The organism is Nostoc sp. (assembly GCF_036919895.1).
GTDB lineage: Bacteria > Cyanobacteriota > Cyanobacteriia > Cyanobacteriales > Nostocaceae > Nostoc.
The window spans coordinates 23467-44379 of the sequence record NZ_JBALBW010000021.1; the positions used below are offsets into that span (position 1 = coordinate 23467).

Consider the following 20913-nt stretch of genomic DNA (forward strand, 5'->3'; position numbering starts at 1 on the left):
GGAGACAAGGGCGAAAAGGAGAATAACCATGCCCAATGAAAAATGACCAATGACAAATGACAAGATCCGTTGAGACATGACAATGATTTGGGATAATTAACTGCGTCCATCAGTGTTGATCTGCGGTTTTCAATCGTAACTGTAGGGAAACGCTGATGATTTTTGGATAGTTATCTGCGTCCATCAGCAGAAAGCCTGATCGCCGGCTTTTAGCGATCGCACTTTCTCTTTCAGCGTTGATATGCGGTTCAAAATCCACAATTCACTAAGGGTCATGGATTCTGAAAATTTGTCACAAGATACACTAGCCGAACAGTTGCTGGAACTAGCTATAAAATCTGGAGCAGAAGCTGCTGAGGTGTATCAGTCGCGATCGCTTTCTCGTCCAGTGTTTTTTGAGGCAAACCGACTCAAACAACTAGAAACCAACCAATCTGAAGGTACAGCATTACGGCTTTGGCGAAACGGTCGTCCGGGACTCACGGTGGCTTACGGTTCTGTCTTAGCCGAAGTGATGGTAGAAAAAGCTCTGGCATTAAGTCAACTGAATGAACCGGAAACCGTAGAATTAGGCTCTAACTTTCAGCCCTTCTACCAAGATTTAGGGAAAATTGTACCAGTAGAGATTTTGGTAGATTGGGGCAAGGAAGCGATCGCACTTATCCGCGATGCCTATCCCGATGTTGTATGCAATGGTGACTGGGAATGTGATATTGAAACCACCAGACTAGTCAACACTAAAGGTTTAGATTGTCACTATACTGATACTACCCTTAGCTGCTATGTATCAGCAGAATGGGTGCGGGGCGATGATTTTTTAAGTGTTTCTGATGGTCAAACCAAGCGGGGGAAACTCCACCCCAAGATATTAGCTAACCAAATTTTACAACGGTTAATTTGGGCCAAAGAAAATGTCTCACCCCCTACTGGTCGTGTCCCGATTTTGTTCACTTCTAAAGCTGCTGATATGCTTTGGGATACTGTGCAATCAGCTTTGAATGGCAAGCTAGTCTTAGAAGTAGCTTCCCCCTGGGCAGAGCGCCTGGGGAACCAAGTAGTTGCACCCAGTCTTACCCTCTACCAAGATCCAGAAGCCGGGCCTTACAGTTGCCCTTTTGATGATGAAGGCACTCCGACTAAATCTTTAGTATTTATCGAAAATGGTACTTTACAGCATTTTTATGGCGATCGCACCACTGGCCGCCAACTAGGTACTGACACCACTGGAAATGGTTTTCGCCCTGGTTTAGGTAGCTATCCCACTCCTGGATTATTTAATTTTCTGATCCAGCCAGGTTCGGTATCGCTACCAGATTTAATTACACAACTAGATAATGGCTTGATTGTGGATCAAATGCTGGGTGGTGACGGCAGTATTTCTGGAGATTTTTCGATCAATGTCGATTTAGGCTACCGCGTCCAAAATGGTCAAGTAATTGGGCGTGTTAAGGATACGATGGTTGCAGGTAATGTTTACACAGCCCTGAAGCAATTGGTTGCATTGGGCAACGATGGTGATTGGAATGGTTCTTGTTATACTCCATCTCTGATAGTAGAAGGACTATCTACCACGGGGAGAAACAATTAAATAATTTATAATTCGTAAATCAAATAGGACTTTCTGGTGGAGAAAGTACAGTAATTTTGGTCAAGGGTGCAATTCACAAGTTAACTAATAGCTTATTTACTTATGATAAAAAATACCAATAATCAAAGTAAAGATTATTGGTATTAGGATTGGAATAGCAACTATAAGTCCCCACTTACCAAACTTAATTTCTTCACCCTCAGATTTTAGAAATGCAATCCAACCTACAACTCCCATCAAAACCCAAATAAACCCAAAGGAAAGAAATATAATGAATACTGAATCTTCCATTTTTTACCAATTACATATATACAAAAAAACTGGAAATTGAAGAATAATTTAAAAGTCAGAATGGGCTAAACCTTAGCTATCCACTAACAGAAGTCAGAATCATTTTCAGTGAATCGTCTGCCAAAGCTTAAGAATATTCTCACCACTTCCACCACCGGCAATAGTTTGTCCATCTGGGCTGATGGCGATCGCATAAATATATCCAGAACCCGTCTCTAAAGTGCGGATTTGTCTTCCTGTTACCGGATTCCACAGTTTAATTGTCTTGTCACTGCTGCCACTCACAAGGATTACACCATTTGGATTTACGCTGCTTGGCAAAAAAGCGACAGAATTAACCTTATCTTTATGCCCCTTTAAGGTGCGGATTTCCTTCTCTGTCTTCAGATTCCACAATTTAATTGTTTTATCTTTACTACCACTGGCTAGAGTGACACCATCAGGGGCAAAAGCAACTGAAAGAATTGAGTCTGCATTTCCCGCCAAAGTGCAGATTAATTTTCCTGTCTTCAGATTCCATAATTTAATTGTCTTGTCCCAGCTACCACTGGCTAGAGTTTTACCATCAGGACTAAAAGCCACAGATCCAACACCATTAGTATGTCCCTGTAATGTGCGGATTAACTTTCCTGTCTTCAAATTCCACAGTTTGATTTTCATATCCTTACTAGCAGTACCACTGGCAAGAGTTTTGCCATCAGGACTGAAAGCTACAGAAGTCACTCCATCGGTATTTCCCTCTAAAGTACGAATTAACTTTCCTGTCTCCACATTCCACAGTTTGATAGTCTTATCCGCACTACCACTGGCGAGGATCTTGTTATCAGGACTGAAGGCTACAGTCCAAATCCAATTGGAATGTCCTTCTAAAGTGTGAATTTCCTCTCTACTTACCGGATTCCATAGCTTGATTGTCTTATCATCACTAGCACTGGCAAGAGTTTTGCCATCAGGACTGAAAGCTACAGAATTGACATCGCTGGAATGCCCCTTCAGGGGTTTGGGCAGAAGATAATTTTCCGAGACGCTTTTTGGTGACGGAATCGGCTGAGAAATAGGCAAAGAAGGTTCAGTTTTTGGATTGGGGGGACTCTGGAAATACCAAACTCCTCCCAATCCCAACACCAAAAGACTAGAACCTAATAGCAGTTTACTTTTTAGCGTGTTATTTAGTTTTGGTGAAACTGGCTCTTGATTTGCTGGTGTAGCTGTAAATGTTGTTGAAAGTATAGTAGGGGGCACTGATGACGAAGGTGGTAGCCCAGGTGTCAAGTCAGCTATGACTTCATCAGCCGATTGGTAACGCTTTTGGATGTCTCGTTGCAACAGCTTATCCAAAACTTCACCCAACTCTATAGATACAGAAACCTTTTCCCTTCCGGGACTGCTCAAATGTTGTCGCCAAGATCCTACCCAACTATAGCCTTCCTGTATCCACAGGTTAGATGGGCGAACCCCTGTTAGTAAATGAAAACAAGTCGCCCCCAAACTGAATAAATCACTAGCTGGGTAAGCTTTTCCATCTTGCATCTGTTCAAGTGGAGTGTAACCGTGTGAGCCAATAACAGTGCCCATCTTAGTCTGCACTGTTGCCGCCAACTGCTTGGAGGCTCCAAAATCAATTAGCACTAACCGCCCGTCACTTTGACGGCGAATAATATTTTGTGGTTTGATATCCCGATGAATCACTCCTTTCAGATGAATAAACTCCAGAACTGGCAATAAATCTAGCAAAAGTTCGCGAATTTTTGTTTCGCTATAGCTTCCCCGCATCTGCCATTCCTTAAGCAAGTTTTGCCCATCGATAAACTGCTGTACCAAAAACAGATAGCCATTTTGCTCAAAATAAGCTAATAAAGTTGGTATTTGCGGATTTTCTGCGAGTTCTTGCAGTCGGCTCGCTTCTTGTTTAAATAGCTCAATGGCCTTTGTTAATGGCCCAGTTCCCTGAAGTTTTGGTGCAAATTGCTTAATGACACAGCATTCATTCAGCTTGTGTATATCTTCTGCCAAATAGGTTCTACCAAATCCGCCCTCATCTGACAACATCTGAGTCGGACGATAGCGACCTCCCAGCAGGGGGATCAATTCCGCTCTACAACTGTGACAATAGTTGTTTTTATCAGGATTCAGGGGTTTTTGGCAATCGGGATTCACACAACAGAGCATACTGGGAATCCATTTCAATGGGAGTATATATTCATCTTAAGTCATGCAGTATAATCTCTGTTGTTAGTAAATATTACCGAGATACTGTACAAATCCCCAATCCCCTTACCTTATTAGGTATTGAACAACTTAAATAACTTGAGAGAAGTTGTGCTTTAACGATGCCTTTTGAATAATTGATTGGCGTAAATTCAAGATATGAATTCCCGATTTCGTAGTCTGGCAACATCTAGCTCAATTGAGCAAAAATATATCGGCTTCTTGGCAACAATCCCAAAAGCAGCAATTTCAGTTTTTAGCTCAACATATACTTCCAAAATTGATTTCTGCAAGCTGCACACTCGTGACTTCTAGTCATGCGAGGTTCAAATTCACTCTAGTACAGGTTGGCAAAAATCCAGTTACTATCTCAAAAAAATTAGGCAAAATGCCTTTGTTAGAGGTAGGTAAATTCCCACCACGATATATTAGTAGTCTAAATTGGAATATAAAATTTTAGACTTAAAATTTGTCTATCTAGTCAAGACCAAATCATCAGCAAAATTAGGAGCGTAATTATGCTACTAGAAACCAAAAACTATCGCCGCAAATTAAATCACATTTTAATTTGTTCCTTGAGTAGTAGTTTGTTGATCGCAAGTAATGTGCTGCCTATAAGTGCTTTGGCAAAACCTCAAAATTATCAAGACTTTATAATTGCTAAATCACCAGATGAAAGACAACCAGAAGCGGTAGAAAAAGGAATTGAGCAACTTCCGGCTTCTCAAGCGTCAGTATCTCCAAGAAAGAAGACATCGGTTGAGTCACCAATACAGGCTAATCGAACATCGTCTACTACAGAAAATTCTCAGCAAGCTTCCAGCGCTTCAGATGATGATACCTCTAGACCATCTAGGCGTAGGGCTTCTAATTCAAATTCTAATCGTTCCAATAGTAATGGATCTAGATCGTCTGGAGATAGAGTTTCTAACTCAAATACCAATCGTTCTAATAGTGGCTCCGGGAGGGTTCGCAAGTCAGGGTCTAATATAGCTACAAGTGGAAATTCACCAGTTTCTTCGCCCGTAACACCTACTTATAAGAAGATTAACTTTGTAGATGTCGCATTAGGTATTCTGAGTAGGAATGACTTTAAATCTGAAGGTAGATATTTTCATTTCTATGAGTTTGAAGGTAGAGAAAATCAATTAGTCCAAATTAGGCTGATTGGCAGTAATGATACACGTAGAACGAATAACTTGAGTTTAAATCCTTTGTTGTTTCTGCACGATCCTAATAACAATGTGATCGTCAAAAAAGGGACTTTGCAAAAAAGTGGTGATGGGGATGATGCTTTCATTTTTGCACGACTGCCGATGAACGGCACTTACAAGATTGCAGTTACTAGCCGAGATCCCGGAGAGATAGGTCGCTATAGTCTGGCTCTGAGGAATGATAGAGCTAGCTATACTTTAGATGAATCCGGTCAACTAAGTGCCAAAAGCTCAACCCTGAAACAAAATGGAGGCGCTTACAATGTTTCTAATTTCCAAGGGAAAAAAAATCAGCTTATAAGTATTCGTGTAGATAGTGTTGATGAAGAATTTTCTCCTTATGTAGCTTTGCTAAATTCTCAAGGAAAGACGATCGCTATAGATAGAGACAAAGACAAAAATGGAGTGTACAGCGCTTTAATTGACCGAGCTAGGTTGCCTGAAGATGATACTTACTATATAGTTGTTACTTCCAAAAACCCACAGGAAAATGGTAAATATAGATTGACTATTTTCTGATTATCCTCTACCAGAGGAGAGGTTTTTACTGAGACAACTGCCAAATCTTAATGGTGTTGTCCTCACTACCACTGACAAGAGTCTTGCTATCAGGACTAAAGGCTACGGATGTCACAGTGTTGGTGTGCGCCGCCAATGTAAGAATTTCCTCTCCTGTGGCTGAATTCCAGAGTTTGATGGTGCGATCGCGGCTACCACTAGCAATCATTTTACCATCGGCACTGAAGGCTACGGTTGTAACTGTGTTGGCGTGTCCCGCTAGTGTGCGAATTTCTTTTCCTGTAACTAGATCCCAAAGTTTGATGGTGCGATCGCGGCTAGCAGTGGCTAAAATTTTCCCATCTGGGCTAATAGCCACAGATGTTACTGTTTGATAATTTCCCTCTAGTGTGCGGATTGAATAACCTTTTGTGAGATTCCAGATTTTGATCGTCTTGTCAAAACTGCCGCTAGCAAGAATCACACCATCAGGGCTGATGGCTACCGATCGCACCCAGAATGTATGCCCTACTAGTGTCCGAATTTGCTCTCCTGTTGCTAAATCCCAGATTTTGATGGTGTTGTCATCACTACCACTAACCAGAGTCTCGCTATCAGCACTAATAGCTAGGGCATGAACTGAGTCAGAATGCCCCTCTAAAGTGCGAATTTGTTTTCGCGTTTTTAAATTCCAAATTTTGATCGTGCTGTCATCACTACCACTCACCAAAGTTTTACCATCTGGGCTAATCGCTACGACATTTACCTGTTGAGAATAGGCGTTGAGTGAAGAGATTTCTTTTCCGGTTGCGAGATTCCAAAGTTTGATTGTGCCATCGCCGCCACTGCTGGCAATGGTTTTACCATCGGGGCTGATGGCGACGGATAAAACTGAGTTTTCATGTCCTTGGAGGGTGTTAGCTAAGGAAACCTTTCCTAAAGTAATCTTTGGCGGTTGACCTAAAAGCGCTTCATTTTTGCCAGAATTATTATGCTGACTTAGCTTGGTGACTAAACTGGTTTGAATCCGGCGAAAATGTTTATACCAAGATTCTTGGAATCCGAACAACAAAATGAAAGCACTTACCAAGATTAAAATTCTCACTAAGGGATAACTTTTTGGTAAATATGGGGCTTTCGTTGGTGGTATTTTCCCAGATGACTTACCGGCTGGTGGTAATGCGAGGAGTTGTTTTGGAGTCAAGTCTCTAAGAACTTCTTCGGCTGACTGGTAACGTTCATAGATATCTTTTTTCAAAAGCTTGTCGATGACAAAATCCAATTCAGGATTTAACGGACTCCGCAAATATTCTCGCCAATTACTCACCCAGGCGTACCCAGATTCCATCCACAACTGAAAGGGTGAATTTCCCGTTAACAGATGAAAGCAGGTAGCCCCCAAACCGAACAAGTCACTGGCGGGAAAAGCTTTCCCATCTCTAATTTGTTCTAGGGGAGAATAACCATGTGAACCAATGGATGTGCCAGATTTCTGCTGAACTTTTGCGGTGAATTGCTTTGAGGAACCAAAATCAATCAGACTTAATCGCCCATCACTTTTATGGCGGATAATATTTTCTGGCTTGATATCCCGATGAATGACTTTGCGATCGTGGATAAATTTTAGGATGGGCAATAAATCTAGCAAAAGAGATTGAATTTCCCTAGCGTTATACCCCTTGCGCTGTTGCAACTCCTTTAACAAATTCTCGCCATTGATAAACTGCTGCACTAAATATAGACAGCCATCTTGCTCAAAGTAAGCTATCAAAGTCGGAATTTGGGGATGTTCCCCAAGGTCTTGTAGTCGCTGTGCTTCTTCCGCAAACAACTCCATCGCCTTTTTTTGCGACCAAGTTCCTTGAAACTTAGGAGCTAATTGCTTGATAACACAACGTTCATTGAGTTTATCGACATCTTCTGATAGATAGGTTCTGCCAAATCCCCCCTCATCTGAAAGGACTCGGATGACACGGAAGCGATTTCTTAAAAGTGACACCAACGGGGCGCTACAACTTTGGCAAAACTTCTTTCCATTGGGATTCAGGGGATTTAGGCAATCGGGATTTAAGCAGCAGATCATTCTCTGACAGGCGCGACTGCATGATAACTTAGGCTAAGTTTGCCCCGAACTGTCCCTTAAGAAAATTGACTCTCGCTTACTTGTGGTAGAAAACCCTGTTCTGGGGATTGGGGAATTACTTATATAGTTAGCGTTTGTAAATAGTAGTCAGTCTTCCTTATCTGTGGAAAACTACGAGAGCCATAAAATTAATTATTCTTCCGATTATATAATAATCTGAATAGAAATATTTTTTTGAACTGCTAGCCGTAGTAATTTTACTTGTATATTGACAAGCAACAATTGACTCAGTAATTAAGTGAAACCCCGATAAATTAACCATTACTGACTATTAAATATAGTCACAATGCTTACTAGATTTGTTTTTGATATTTTAAATCGCCAATACTTAAAGTAACAAAAGTAGGACTTACGCAAGAGTTACGGAATAACGAACCACAGAGGACACGGAGAAATCAGAGTTTGAGATATATTTTACGTAATTTTTATTTGGAAGTCGTTTACTTAAGCCTTGCTCGCCATTTCCGAATAGCACTAGCAGTTCTGGCAACAGGTGGCAGGTACACATCAGGAGTTTCGTTAGAGTTTTCGTATTGTGTAATACTTTTATTACTTAATTTTTGCGTAGTTAGACAGTTAGCTAAAGTAGGCAAATAGCTTTCATAACTTAAAGCTTTTATCACTTCATCAGCAGCCTTAAACCGATCGGCTAAGGTTATCTTCACCATTTTTCCTAAAATCTGGGCGAAACTATCGGTGATACTTACTTCTTTTTGCCACCATATCTCACCAGTATTTGGATGATAATCAAATTCTAAAGGACTTTTAGCGGTCAGCATATAAATACAAGTTACACCTAGTGCATAAATATCACTGGCATAAACTGGACGCAGAGAAAATTGTTCTGGTGGCGCAAATCCTCTAGTACCAATAAAGTTGGTGTTTGCCGCTTGATTGGCAGAGTTTTCACAAGCATCAACTAATTGTTCTTTCACCGCACCAAAATCAATCAGCACTACCCGCCGATCGTACTCACACCGCAATAAATTTTGGGGCTTAATATCCCGATGAATCACATGATGTTTATGAAGATACTGTAATACTGGTAATAATTCTTGTAAAAACTGTTTAACCGAGGCTTCATTTTTAGGCCCAGTTCGCCGCATTTCTTGGGCCAAAGTCAAACCCGGTATGTATTCTTGAATTAAAAAAAACTCCCCATTGGACTCAAAGTAGTCTAATAGCATGGGAATTTGCGAATGACTACCGAGTTGACCTAAAGTTCTTGCTTCTTTTTCAAAACGCGCACATGCCTTTTGCCAACTTTGGGGACTAGTCACTTTCGGACAAAGCTGTTTAATCACACACAGAGGATTCCCTGGTAATACGGCATTTTTGGCTAAAAATGTAATGCCAAAACCACCTCTACCTAGAACTTGCAATATTTCATAGCGATCGCGAAACAGCCTCTTGGAACCACACATCTGGCCAAGTTGACTTTGCTGTGAAATGCTCTCTTGAGAATTCGTTATTTTCTGAGAAAAGCGATTCATTAGTATAGGTTATCTGCTATGAAATGTCTCTAATCTTACGACGAATATTTATTGATAACAGTAATCTTACTGTAACTTTGCTAAATCATCACTACTTTTCTGTTAAAAATTTAAAAAGTAAAAATAAATCTCTGTAGAACTAGCGCTTTTAAAGTAACCCCAAAAATCTCTTTTGTCTCTGCGTTCTCTGCGCCTCTGCGGTTTAAAAGTAATTTATTTGACTAGCAAACACGCAGATAGCACAGGGGTAAGAAGTTAAAAACGGTATTGAGTTCTAAGGTACCTCAATAGGAATCAAAGCATTTTCCGGCAAGTAATTACAAAAACGCCCTTCATCTGCAAGCACCAAAATCAAGCGCAGAGGATAATCTGGGGGAACTTGCAAATCTGCCCACGGTACTGCTAATTCTAAACAACTATTTATTGCTACTTGAGCGCGACTGAAACGCGGTTGCCATTGATAATTGTCTCCAGCTTCCCGAAACTGAATCGATTGCGTGAGTAAGTTAACTTCCAGAAGATGGTGAAAAAGGTAATTAAGTGGGGCTGCATCTGGTAAATCTGCCAAGGGAACCGGGCTATTAACCATTGTTTTTTCTGGATAAAACCACAGCAAATTCAATTCTGTGGGAAAATCCTCTCCTGGTGCAACGCCGCCTTTAAAGTCCAGCCGCAAATAGAAATTGAGGTGATCCACCCCATACCAAAGTCGCTGGATGACACTGCTGTTGTGCATCGTTCCCCGCGCTCCGCCGATTTCTATGCGTCCAGCTTTGTCCCAATCTTGCTCGTCACCCTTACCATCAATGACGGGATGAATAAATCCTTGTGGGGTGTGGTTTGTCTGTGCTTCGTGGATTTCCACTGGTTGCTTGAGATAGGGCGGTATAGGTTCGTTTAATGCCTTATAAATCCCAAATAGGTGTTCTCGAAATAATTGGTCAAAAATGGCATCTTGATTTGAGGAGTGTCCTGCACCAAACCACCAAAACCAGTCTGAACCCTCTGCGGCATATAATGCTTCCCATGCTTCTGGGTTATTTTCTTCCGTCGCTTCGGGATGACTTGCCAACATTTCCCTTGCTTCCGTCAGGTAATCCCAAGCCCGATTTTTGGCGCGATCGCCAATCCAGGTGGTGAAACTGCCATCCACCCAAGAACCACTATGTAGTTGTCCTGCGGGAATGGTGGCTGTGGCGGGAAATTCTTCCAAAAATTCGGAGACAGTGACGAGTTTAAGGCGGGGTTCATCGCTCAAACTTTGATACAAAGCTTCTAAGAAGGGTTTGCCGTCTTCGGGATAAAATTCCCAGCAATTCTCGCCATCTAAGGCAATGGTAACTAACCAAGGTTGATCGCTTTGACTATCTCTTTGCATTTTTGCGATCGCTTGCAAATGTCCCACCAAGTCTGCTGCTGCCTTTTTTGCTGGCATGGCACTGTAGGTAAAGCCAATCAAATCTGATAATCTGTGGTCGCGAAATACAATTGACAAATCACCCTCTGCGGTTTGCAGACGATAGGGCCGATACAACAGTTCTGGTTGCTGGACATTTCCCGCCCCATCCCGATGAAAAAAGTGTTTCAGCGTCCACCCTAAGACTGCTTCATCTGAGCATATCCACTTAAATCCTTGGTTAATAATGTGTGGAAGGATTGTCGGGCTGACTGACTGTTCCGAAGGCCACAAACCACGAGGTATCTGTCCAAAGCGGTCTTGATAGAAGTTCCAAGCTTTCCGTAAGTGGCGGGGAATATCTTCTTCCCACTGAAAGCGCTGCTGAGGTAGTGTCATATTAGGCACAGCTACCCGACCAGAGTTAGTATCAGCTAGTAAGGGTAAAATCGGGTGAGTGTAAGGCGTGGTAGTAACTTCTAGCTGCCCCGCCTCCTGCATTTTGCGATGTTGAGGGATAATGCGGCTGAGAATTTCTCGTTGTTTGGAATAAATGCGTTGGCGATCGCTTAAAGTAAAATTCCGACCCTGTTTTAACCATGTCGCAATTTCCGGGTCATCCCAAAATAGCGGATCGATCCAAGCCAAATTGTGCCAAGCTAGCAAATCACTATAATCTGGCAATTCCCAATTTGCTAAACACCAAGCTTGCCCCTTCTCCTGCCTTTGCTGATACAACTCACTATAGCGGGGATGTGGGTCAATCAGCGTATGGTGATTGGCATCAAAAAAGTGTTGGATAATAAATTCGCGCTGTTGCTGGGTGAGTTGTTCATCCGGTGTCAAGCAGGTTGTGAGGTAAGGGTCAAAAGCAGTCCCAGCAATATAATCTTCGAGTTGTAATATCAGCGATGGTACTAAATTTACCGTTTGGTGCAACTTAGGATACCGCTCTAAGAGCAATACCAAATCTAAATAATCTTTAGTCCCATGTAAACGTACCCAAGGTAGACGGTACTGCTGACTCGGAGATAGTGAAACGCCACTACCAGGAGATTTGTACAGAGGCTGATGTTGATGCCAGATAAAAGCAATGTAAAGAGGATGAGGCATAGCGAGTGACTAGGGGTTAGGAAATGGGGATTAGGTATTAATGATAAATTATGAATGAAAAAATCCATTCTTCCCCAGTCCCCAATCTCCAGTCCCCAGTCCCTACATTACTTGTTCAATTTCCGCAATTTCAGGAATCATTTCTTTTAAGCGACGTTCAATACCCATTCTCAGGGTCATTGCAGAACTGGGACAAGAACCACAAGCACCTTGCAGGCGCAGTTTTACAACAGGGCCATCGAGTTCTACGAGTTCCACATTGCCGCCATCAGACATGAGATAAGGGCGCATTTCATCTAAGACTGTTTCAACGTTGTCAATTGTGAGTTCCATAGTTTTAGACCTGCTAAGTTAATGATGGGCATTGGGAATGGAGGTTTGGGAATGGGGAATGGGGCATTGAATAATGGTGATTACTGTACCCTATACGCCGTTACTGGTTAACCATTATCCAAAATTTTATTTTTCATGTTGTCTGGAACAGAGTTTTCGTCTGAGCCTCCTACTTTACTTTAGCTTTTAGGTTCTGCTTTGCAGTCTGACGGAAGACAGGATTTAAGTAAAAAGGGGTCAAAAATTTATTTTTCGCAAATTTGAGTAGAGCAAAACAAAAGCCAACATTTAGGTGTTTGTTGTGTTTTGTTCTTCACAACTCAGCCCATAATTATACAATTGTGTGGACTAGGGGCATAATTCTTTCCAATCTCCCATCCCCAATTTTGTGATTTCTTAACTAAATAATTACTAAAAAACTTTAAAATTTAAAATCCCAAACCTAGTATTACTAATGACCAATGACCAATGACCAATGACTCATTCAGCACTATTTATTGAGTCGCTATCACCAGATGAAACCATGACTGGCTGTTGATATAGTGGCACTGTAAATGTAACTGTTGAACCAAGTCCTTCGCCAAGACTATAAAAATGTACCTCGCCGCCCATTGCCTCCACTAGCTTCTGGGATATTGCCAGTCCTAAACCTGTGCCACCATACTGGCGAGTCCGGGAGCCATCTACCTGAGAGAATAATTGAAACAGTTTATCTTGTTTGTCTAGAGAAACACCGATGCCAGTATCTGCTACACGGACTCTTACCATGCCGGGAAATTCCCGATCTTGAAAGTTCGGCTTTGTTTTTTTGAGTACTAAATCGGCGCTGACGGTTACGCCGCCCTCATGGGTAAATTTGATGGCATTACCTAGTAAGTTGAGCATCACTTGTAGCAATCGTTGGTAGTTGCTTTGGACAATAATTTCATCAGAGGTAGGAGGCATTTGCATCAGAAAGCTGAGGTTTTTCGTTTCTGCTTGGGGACGCATGAAACTTTCTACAGCACTGAATAGCTCATCTAGCTTGACTGGAGCGTAAGCTAGCTCCATTTTGCCCGCTTCGATTTTGGCAATGTCCAAAATATCGTTGATGATATTTAGCAGATGTATCGATAAACTATGAGCTTCTGCCAAAAATTGGTTTTGTTCTTCTGGATCATCTGCCATCCCTTCCAAAATCAGCTTCAAAAAGCCAATCATCCCGTTGAGGGGGGTACGAATTTCATGGGATACATTAGCCAGAAACTCGCTTTTGAGGCGGGAAGCTTCTTCGGCTCTTTGACGCGCGACTTCTAATTCTTCATATAAAGTAGCATGTGCGATCGCAGTTCCCAATTGATCTGCTGCTTCTTTTGCTAGTTCTAATTCCGATTCTGTTAATGTGTAACATTCATCCTGCCAATTCAAGGCAACCAATCCATTAGCTTGGTCTTGATAGCAAGTTGCAACCACTAAAGTTTTCTGCCGCCCAGACTCCTTGTATCCAGCCATTTCCATCACAACTGGTTCTAGGCTTGTCAAAGCCTGAGCAAAAGCAGGCTCAGAAGCTATATCTATTTCCGAGCCAAGCATTGATTGGAGTTCTGGCTGGCGATACTCAGCCTTCACTTTTACTTTTGAGCTAGAGGGTTGATAAGGACAAATAATACAGCGTTCTAGCCGCAGTGCTTTCCCCAAACTGTCAACTGTTTGCTGCCAAATTATATCTAAATCCAATGTCCGGCGGATATTTCTGGTAATGCGATTTACCAGTTTTTGGTGTTGCTGCGATCGTAAAGCCAACTCTATTTGTGTAGGTGTTTTACATATTACACGCGCTTGTTTTTTGTTCAGCGTTGCTTGCACTAACCGTCCCATCACTAAAACTGTAGTGGCAGTTGTTCCTAAACTCGGCATAATCGGACTAATAACTAAGTCCAACTCAAATAATTCCTGGTGGTAGCTAAACCAACACTGAAACCTTTCTGGCACCAAATTTGTCAAAATTCGGTGCAATCGTTCCAAATAATTAACCTTATCCACCGGCGCAAAGGTTTGGGTCTGGTTCAACTCGTCAACTATTTTTTCGGTATTTAACCCCAGGAGTTCGCTGTGCTGCCAACAAAAGGTCAGATAGCGCCCTGCCCCATCTTGTGTATACACCAACTCGGCTCCTAGAGTTGGTAATGAGCCATCAGTCTTACTGGCAATAGATTCCAGATTTTGGGAAAATACATTCGACAATTGGGAATTGGCAGTAATAGTCATTAATTGAGTTGGATAGACAAAGGGTATCCGACCGTAATTGTACTAAAGCTGCTCAAATTTTTGCATAAATTTTTACAGCTTTTTTGTTTTTATTGGATATTTCTTAGTGTTCTGAAATTCAGCTTCGCAAACTTCACCTTTTTTAACTTTTATTGGCAAATGAATGATGGCATCAATCGTTCCATTCACCTCGAGGAGGAACGGGGGTACGCACAGGGGTGCGCGTCAGTTCGTCATCTCTGAGGATTTCACCGCGCAACCACTGGCGAATTGCTACTTCAATCACTTTACTTGGATCGTTGGTGAGATGCTGAATTTGCTCTAGTAACTCGGAATCCAGGCGGACAGCAATTTCTACCTTATCGGTTCGTGTGTTTTCCGCTTCGGTAGTTCTCTCTTGCATATTCATAGGTTTGATATACTGTGAATTGGTTTTGTCTAAAGCTTTGTAAAGTAGTTATATTCATCATTTGGGCTAATTCACTGAAAAATCTTCAAGGGGACAGTTAAATAGTTCCCCGAAATAGCGCCAAAGTAACAGCTTTAAGTTTCAAATCGCATTTTTCATATAACTGGCTAGACAATGGCTTTAGAAGTTTTGCCGATAAATCAGTGATTATGGGGAATTACGAGTCGCAATTGCCCACGATCCCTACATGATCCCTACATGTACTTATTTACATTTATTGTACGCTCCTAGCTGTTGAATACTAGCAGCAACAAATAGACTTTCATAATATTCTTAAAAGTCCACCTATTTAGATCGAAAGTTAAAGATAGGGTGAAGAGGGGGATTGGGGATTGGGGATTGGGGATTGGGCATTGGGCATTGGGCATTGGGAATTGGGAATTGGGCATTGGGCATTGGGCATTGGGAATTGGGAATTGGGCATTGGGCATTGGGCATGGGGCATTGGGCATGGAGAAAGTTCCAAACTCCAAACTCCAAACTCCAAACTTCAAACTCCAAACTTCAAACTCCAAACTCCAAACTCCTAACTCCTAACTCCAAACTCCTAACTCCAAACTCCTAACTCAGCACTAAAAGCAAAGAGCTTCTTGGCTAAGAAAGCATTAAAATACATTAAGTAAATTGCTCTTTTAACTTTGGTTGCTGCTAAGGCAAAGATAGTATATGACTGACGTTCCCGCAGTTCGCATTCGCAATTTTTGTATTATTGCTCACATCGACCACGGGAAATCAACCCTCGCCGATCGCTTGCTACAAGCTACTGGCACTGTTGAAGACCGACAGATGAAGGAACAGTTTCTCGACAACATGGATCTGGAACGGGAGCGCGGCATTACGATTAAGCTGCAAGCTGCCCGGATGAATTACACAGCGAAAGATGGTCAGCAGTATGTGCTGAATTTAATTGATACTCCGGGACACGTGGATTTCTCTTATGAAGTCTCTCGCTCTCTTGTTGCTTGTGAAGGAGCGCTATTAGTCGTAGATGCGTCTCAAGGTGTGGAGGCGCAAACTTTGGCAAATGTCTATTTAGCGTTAGAGAGTAACCTGGAAATTATCCCGGTTTTGAATAAAATCGATTTGCCAGGGGCTGAACCAGAAAGGGTAATTGGCGAAATTGAAGAAATTATCGGTTTAGATTGCAGTGGGGCGATTCTGGCTTCTGCTAAAGAGGGAATTGGGATTAATGAGATTTTAGAAGCAGTTGTTGAACGGATACCGTCACCGCCTAATACCATAAATGAACGCTTACGAGCGTTAATATTTGATAGCTATTACGACAGCTACCGGGGAGTGATTGTGTATTTTCGGGTGATGGATGGCACTGTCAAAAAAGGCGATCGCATTCACTTAATGGCATCCGGTAAGGAATTTGAAATTGATGAGTTAGGCGTTCTTTCTCCGACTCAAAAGCAAGTTGAAGAATTGCACGCTGGGGAAGTAGGCTATTTGGGAGCGTCAATTAGAGCCGTAGCTGATGCACGGGTAGGAGACACAATTACCCTCAGTAAGGCGAAAGCGGAGACACCCTTACCAGGCTACGCAGAAGCGAACCCAATGGTTTTTTGCGGGATGTTCCCCATTGATGCGGATCAATTTGAAGATTTGCGGGAAGCCTTGGAAAAGCTGGAACTCAACGATGCAGCGCTGCATTACGAACCAGAAACTTCGAGCGCGATGGGGTTTGGCTTCCGTTGCGGGTTCTTGGGTTTGCTGCACATGGAAATCGTCCAAGAACGCCTGGAGCGAGAGTATAATCTCGATTTGATCATTACAGCCCCCTCGGTGGTTTATAAGGTGATCACTCTCAAAGGAGAGGAACTCTACATCGATAATCCTAGCCGTTTACCTTCTCCCAACGATCGCGAAAGAATTGAAGAACCCTACGTCAAAGTAGAGATGATTACGCCAGAAACTTATGTTGGCAGCTTGATGGAGTTGTCACAAAACCGCCGTGGCATCTTCAAAGATATGAAATATCTCACTCAAGGACGAACCACCCTAACTTACGAACTTCCCTTAGCGGAAGTTGTGACTGACTTTTTCGATCAAATGAAATCGCGATCGCGCGGCTACGCCAGTATGGAATATCACATCATTGGCTACCGTGAAAATCCTCTGGTGAAGCTGGATATTATGATTAACGGCGATCCGGTGGATTCCTTGGCGATGATTGTCCATCGAGACAAAGCTTACAACGTTGGGCGGGCAATGGCAGAAAAACTCAAGGAACTAATTCCTCGCCATCAATTCAAAGTGCCAATTCAGGCATCTATTGGCAGTAAAGTTATTGCCAGCGAACATATCCCCGCTTTGCGAAAAGATGTACTAGCCAAATGCTACGGTGGTGACATCAGTCGGAAGAAGAAACTCTTACAGAAGCAAGCAAAAGGTAAAAAGCGGATGAAATCTGTAGGTACTGTGGATGTACCCCAGGAAGCTTTTATGGCAGTACTGCGCTTGGATCAAAACTAATTTAGGAAAAAAGAATTCAGGAGTCAGAATTCAGATTCAAGTCCACTTGGCCGATAGCGAGTCTGCGTCAAGTTATGCGTAAGCAAAATATTCTGAATTCTGAATTCTTTTTCATCTATATAATTTTAATTACAAAGGCGGTCTTCTCCCAAGGGGAGACGCTAAAAGCGTTAGCGAGTCTGCGAGCGTCTGGGCTTCGCCTAAGTGGAGCGACTGCCGTTTTAAAGCGTGGATCGGTTGAACTACCGATTCCTGGCTGTGGAGGCTTAGACATTAGTCAGCCCGTGAAGCAGCAAGTCTCTTATGTGAATCTGAGATGCTCTCGCTACACTGCTTGCAGTTAGCGGTGAGAGTTGTCACCTTCTATAATTGATAAAACCTGCACACCTAATTCTAGGCATGAGACTGTGACCGAATCAGGAAGTTACAAAGATACTGTAAACCTACCCAAGACTAACTTTGAGATGCGGGCAAACGCCATCAAGCGCGAGCCGGAAATCCAAAAATTTTGGGAAGAAAATAAAATTTACGATCGCCTTTTTGAAAATAACCCCGGCGAATTATTTATACTGCACGATGGGCCTCCCTACGCTAATGGCTCACTCCATATTGGTCATGCCTTAAATAAAATTCTCAAAGATATTATTAATCGCTACCAAATGCTCCAAGGGCGTAAAGTTCGCTACGTTCCTGGTTGGGATTGTCACGGTTTACCGATTGAGTTAAAAGTTTTGCAGAACATGAAGTCAGCAGAACGGCAAAATTTAACGCCTTTACAACTGCGTCATAAAGCGGAAGAATTTGCTTTAGCTACGGTAGATAATCAGCGCCAAAATTTTAAACGCTACGGTATTTGGGGTGATTGGGACAACCCTTATCTAACTCTGAAGCCGACTTATGAAGCGGCTCAAATTGGCGTGTTTGGTCAGATGTTCTTAAAAGGCTACATTTATCGCGGTTTAAAGCCTGTTCACTGGAGTCCGAGTTCTAAAACCGCTTTGGCTGAAGCTGAGTTGGAATATCCTGAAGGGCACGTTTCCCGCAGTATCTATGCAGCTTTTGCAATCACAAGTTTGGCGGAAGCTGTAAAACCACTGTTGGCGGAATATCAGTCTGATTTGGGTGTGGCTATCTGGACAACTACACCTTGGACTATTCCGGCGAATTTGGCGGTGGCGGTGAATGCAGATTTGAATTATGCAGTGGTGGAAGTTTCCCATCCAGAGGCGCAGAATAATTTCAAATACCTCATTGTTGCTGCTGATTTAGTCGAACGTTTATCTTCAACGTTGGGAGTTGAGTTAACTGTCAAAGCCACATTTAAGGGGAATGACTTAGAACATACTACTTACCGTCATCCTCTATATGACCGCGAAAGTCCGATTGTTGTGGGTGGCGATTACATCACAACTGAATCGGGTACTGGGTTGGTACATACTGCACCCGGTCATGGTCAAGAAGATTACATTGTTGGTCAGCGTTACGGTTTACCCATCCTTGCACCAGTGGATGACAACGGCAATTTTACCGAAGAAGCGGGTGAGTTTGCAGGGTTAAATGTGCTGGGTGATGGTAATCAGGCGGTGATTGATGCTTTAAATGCGGCTGGTTCTTTGTTGAAAGAAGAAGCATATCCTCACAAGTATCCTTATGATTGGCGGACGAAGAAGCCGACGATTTTCCGCGCCACTGAACAGTGGTTTGCTTCTGTGGAAGGATTTAGAGAAGAAGCATTAAAGGCGATCGCAACGGTAAAATGGATTCCAGCCCAAGGTGAAAATCGCATCACACCAATGGTTGCGGAACGTTCCGATTGGTGTATCTCTCGTCAGCGCAGTTGGGGTGTACCTATTCCCGTTTTCTACGATGAAGCCACGGGAGAACCACTGCTGAATGAGGAAGTTATCAACCACGCTCAAGCAATTATCGCTGAAAAAGGTTCTGATGCTTGGTGGGAATTATCCGTTGAGGAGTTATTACCGGAATCTTATCGCAATAATGGTAAGTCTTACCGCAGAGGTACAGACACAATGGATGTATGGTTTGATTCAGGCTCATCTTGGGCATCTGTAGTCCAACAGCGTCCAGAGTTACGCTACCCTGCTGATATATATTTGGAAGGTTCCGACCAACATCGCGGTTGGTTTCAGTCAAGCTTGCTCACCAGTGTAGCCGTAAATGACATTCCACCTTACAAAACTGTGCTAACTCACGGCTTTGCTTTAGACGAACAAGGCCGGAAGATGAGCAAGTCTGAAGGAAATGTGGTTGACCCAAATACAATCATTGAAGGTGGTAAAAATCAAAAAGTAGAACCGGCTTACGGTGCAGATGTCTTGAGATTGTGGGTATCATCGGTAGATTACTCCGGCGATGTCCGCATTGGGAAAAACATCATCAAGCAGATGAATGATGTTAGAGGCAAAATTCGCAATACGGCGCGGTTTTTGCTGGGTAGCTTGGATGATTTTGACCCAGAAAAAGATACAGTTTCCTTTGAGGAATTGCCAGAACTTGACCGTTATATGCTGCACCGCATAACTGAGGTATTTGAGGAAGTAACCGAAGCCTTTGAGAGTTTCCAATTCTTCCGCTTTTTCCAAACCGTGCAGAATTTCTGTGTGGTGGATTTATCCAACTTTTATTTAGATGTTGCCAAAGATAGGCTGTACATCAGTGCAAAAGATGCTTTTCGCCGTCGCAGTTGTCAAACGGTGCTGAAAATAGCTTTAGATAATTTAGCACGAGCGATCGCACCAGTACTATCCCACACCGCCGAGGATATCTGGCAATATCTCCCTTACAAAACACCTTATAAATCTGTGTTTGAAGCTGGTTGGGTGCAGATTGAGGAAAAATGGCGTAATCCAGAATTGGCAGAATTTTGGGAAACACTGCGACAACTTCGCACCGATGTTAACAAGGTGTTAGAACAAGCCAGGATAGAAAAACTCATTGGTTCTTCCCTGGAAGCAAAAGCTTTGATTCATATACCCCACAAACAATTAGGTGATGCTATCAAAGCCTTTAATCCTGTGAAGGGTAACGGGATTGACGAACTGCGGTATTTATTGCTGACTTCCCAGGTGGAATTACTAGATTCTGCTGAAGGATTGCAAGGATTAAAATATACACTGCAAACGGAAGATTGGGGAATTGGGATAGTGAACGCAGAAGGGCAAAAATGCGATCGCTGTTGGAACTACTCTACTCGTATGGGAGAATCAGCAGAACATCCCTTAATTTGCGAACGTTGTGTTGCAGCCTTAGCTGGAGAGTTTTAACAGCATAAAACTCATAACTCTTGTGGGGTGGGCATCTTGCCCGCCCTAATGATGCAAGTTAAATCCCATTGCTCAACTTTTTGAAAAGCTGCTGCTACTCTTGTGGCGGATAAACCTTCTTTTTTGGCTCGGCAAGTCAATAGCCCATCATCCACATA

The 20913-nt window shown here is 42.6% G+C and carries 15 protein-coding genes; 6 read left to right on the top strand and 9 right to left on the bottom strand.

Features of this window, described 5'->3' with window-relative positions:
• Window positions 1–109 precede the first annotated feature (109 nt).
• Complete coding sequence (locus tag V7K55_RS03100) at window positions 110–259, bottom strand: hypothetical protein (RefSeq protein ID WP_181154487.1); 150 nt, start codon at window positions 257–259, stop codon at window positions 110–112.
• Window positions 260–274: 15 nt separating this feature from the next.
• On the opposite strand from V7K55_RS03100, the gene V7K55_RS03105 reads away from it, so the two are divergent.
• Entirely contained in the window at window positions 275–1588 is a 1314-nt protein-coding gene (locus tag V7K55_RS03105; RefSeq protein WP_334828085.1) for a TldD/PmbA family protein, read from the top strand.
• 96 nt (window positions 1589–1684) lie between these two features.
• Here V7K55_RS03105 and V7K55_RS03110 read toward each other — a convergent pair whose 3' ends face one another.
• Both V7K55_RS03110 and V7K55_RS03115 read right to left on the bottom strand, forming a co-directional pair.
• Window positions 1685–1879 (bottom strand): hypothetical protein, encoded by a 195-nt coding sequence (locus V7K55_RS03110; RefSeq protein WP_094330521.1) that lies wholly within the window; start codon window positions 1877–1879, stop codon window positions 1685–1687.
• 105 nt (window positions 1880–1984) lie between these two features.
• The gene (locus V7K55_RS03115; protein ID WP_334828088.1) at window positions 1985–4048 is read right to left on the bottom strand and encodes a serine/threonine-protein kinase; all 2064 of its coding nucleotides are present in this window, start codon (window positions 4046–4048) and stop codon (window positions 1985–1987) included.
• Between the two features lie 198 nt (window positions 4049–4246).
• On the opposite strand from V7K55_RS03115, the gene V7K55_RS03120 reads away from it, so the two are divergent.
• Together V7K55_RS03120 and V7K55_RS03125 are read left to right on the top strand one after the other, a co-directional pair.
• The gene (locus V7K55_RS03120; protein WP_334828090.1) at window positions 4247–4402 is read left to right on the top strand and encodes a hypothetical protein; all 156 of its coding nucleotides are present in this window, start codon (window positions 4247–4249) and stop codon (window positions 4400–4402) included.
• A 203-nt stretch (window positions 4403–4605) separates the two neighbouring features.
• Window positions 4606–5820 carry a peptidase gene (locus V7K55_RS03125; protein ID WP_334828092.1) on the top strand — a complete coding sequence of 405 codons (1215 nt, stop codon included), beginning with the start codon at window positions 4606–4608 and terminating at the stop codon, window positions 5818–5820.
• Between the two features lie 25 nt (window positions 5821–5845).
• Here V7K55_RS03125 and V7K55_RS03130 read toward each other — a convergent pair whose 3' ends face one another.
• The 6 genes from V7K55_RS03130 to V7K55_RS03155 all read right to left on the bottom strand — a co-directional run bounded on the left by V7K55_RS03130 (window position 5846) and on the right by V7K55_RS03155 (window position 14933).
• Window positions 5846–7882 carry a serine/threonine-protein kinase gene (locus tag V7K55_RS03130; protein WP_334828094.1) on the bottom strand — a complete coding sequence of 679 codons (2037 nt, stop codon included), beginning with the start codon at window positions 7880–7882 and terminating at the stop codon, window positions 5846–5848.
• Window positions 7883–8382: 500 nt separating this feature from the next.
• On the bottom strand, window positions 8383–9435 hold the full coding sequence (locus tag V7K55_RS03135) for a serine/threonine-protein kinase (RefSeq protein ID WP_334828096.1): 1053 nt from the start codon (window positions 9433–9435) through the stop codon (window positions 8383–8385).
• Window positions 9436–9709: 274 nt separating this feature from the next.
• Window positions 9710–11944 (bottom strand): glycoside hydrolase, encoded by a 2235-nt coding sequence (locus tag V7K55_RS03140; RefSeq protein ID WP_334828098.1) that lies wholly within the window; start codon window positions 11942–11944, stop codon window positions 9710–9712.
• 102 nt (window positions 11945–12046) lie between these two features.
• Entirely contained in the window at window positions 12047–12277 is a 231-nt protein-coding gene (locus V7K55_RS03145; RefSeq protein ID WP_334828101.1) for a NifU family protein, read from the bottom strand.
• A 480-nt stretch (window positions 12278–12757) separates the two neighbouring features.
• Window positions 12758–14524: an ATP-binding protein gene (locus V7K55_RS03150; protein ID WP_334828104.1), complete on the bottom strand. Its 1767-nt coding sequence runs from the start codon at window positions 14522–14524 to the stop codon at window positions 12758–12760.
• Between the two features lie 172 nt (window positions 14525–14696).
• Window positions 14697–14933 (bottom strand): hypothetical protein, encoded by a 237-nt coding sequence (locus tag V7K55_RS03155; RefSeq protein WP_334828106.1) that lies wholly within the window; start codon window positions 14931–14933, stop codon window positions 14697–14699.
• Between the two features lie 392 nt (window positions 14934–15325).
• On the opposite strand from V7K55_RS03155, the gene V7K55_RS03160 reads away from it, so the two are divergent.
• The 3 genes from V7K55_RS03160 (at window position 15326) to ileS (ending at window position 20755) form a co-directional block, all read left to right on the top strand.
• Window positions 15326–15523 (top strand): hypothetical protein, encoded by a 198-nt coding sequence (locus V7K55_RS03160; protein WP_334828108.1) that lies wholly within the window; start codon window positions 15326–15328, stop codon window positions 15521–15523.
• A 136-nt stretch (window positions 15524–15659) separates the two neighbouring features.
• A complete protein-coding gene (gene lepA, locus V7K55_RS03165) occupies window positions 15660–17471 on the top strand; it encodes a translation elongation factor 4 (RefSeq protein ID WP_334828110.1) in 1812 nt (603 codons plus the stop codon).
• Between the two features lie 407 nt (window positions 17472–17878).
• On the top strand, window positions 17879–20755 hold the full coding sequence (ileS, locus tag V7K55_RS03170) for an isoleucine--tRNA ligase (protein WP_334828112.1): 2877 nt from the start codon (window positions 17879–17881) through the stop codon (window positions 20753–20755).
• Window positions 20756–20913: the final 158 nt, after the last annotated feature.

Coding starts and splice junctions, on each gene's coding strand:
- V7K55_RS03110 (WP_094330521.1), bottom strand. CDS start 1,879: ATGGAAGATTCAGTATTCATTATATTTCTTTCCTTTGGGTTTATTTGG.
- V7K55_RS03135 (WP_334828096.1), bottom strand. CDS start 9,435: ATGAATCGCTTTTCTCAGAAAATAACGAATTCTCAAGAGAGCATTTCA.
- V7K55_RS03125 (WP_334828092.1), top strand. CDS start 4,606: ATGCTACTAGAAACCAAAAACTATCGCCGCAAATTAAATCACATTTTA.
- V7K55_RS03155 (WP_334828106.1), bottom strand. CDS start 14,933: ATGAATATGCAAGAGAGAACTACCGAAGCGGAAAACACACGAACCGAT.
- V7K55_RS03145 (WP_334828101.1), bottom strand. CDS start 12,277: ATGGAACTCACAATTGACAACGTTGAAACAGTCTTAGATGAAATGCGC.
- V7K55_RS03120 (WP_334828090.1), top strand. CDS start 4,247: ATGAATTCCCGATTTCGTAGTCTGGCAACATCTAGCTCAATTGAGCAA.
- V7K55_RS03140 (WP_334828098.1), bottom strand. CDS start 11,944: ATGCCTCATCCTCTTTACATTGCTTTTATCTGGCATCAACATCAGCCT.
- V7K55_RS03115 (WP_334828088.1), bottom strand. CDS start 4,048: ATGCTCTGTTGTGTGAATCCCGATTGCCAAAAACCCCTGAATCCTGAT.
- V7K55_RS03130 (WP_334828094.1), bottom strand. CDS start 7,882: ATGATCTGCTGCTTAAATCCCGATTGCCTAAATCCCCTGAATCCCAAT.
- V7K55_RS03105 (WP_334828085.1), top strand. CDS start 275: ATGGATTCTGAAAATTTGTCACAAGATACACTAGCCGAACAGTTGCTG.
- V7K55_RS03150 (WP_334828104.1), bottom strand. CDS start 14,524: ATGACTATTACTGCCAATTCCCAATTGTCGAATGTATTTTCCCAAAAT.
- lepA (WP_334828110.1), top strand. CDS start 15,660: ATGACTGACGTTCCCGCAGTTCGCATTCGCAATTTTTGTATTATTGCT.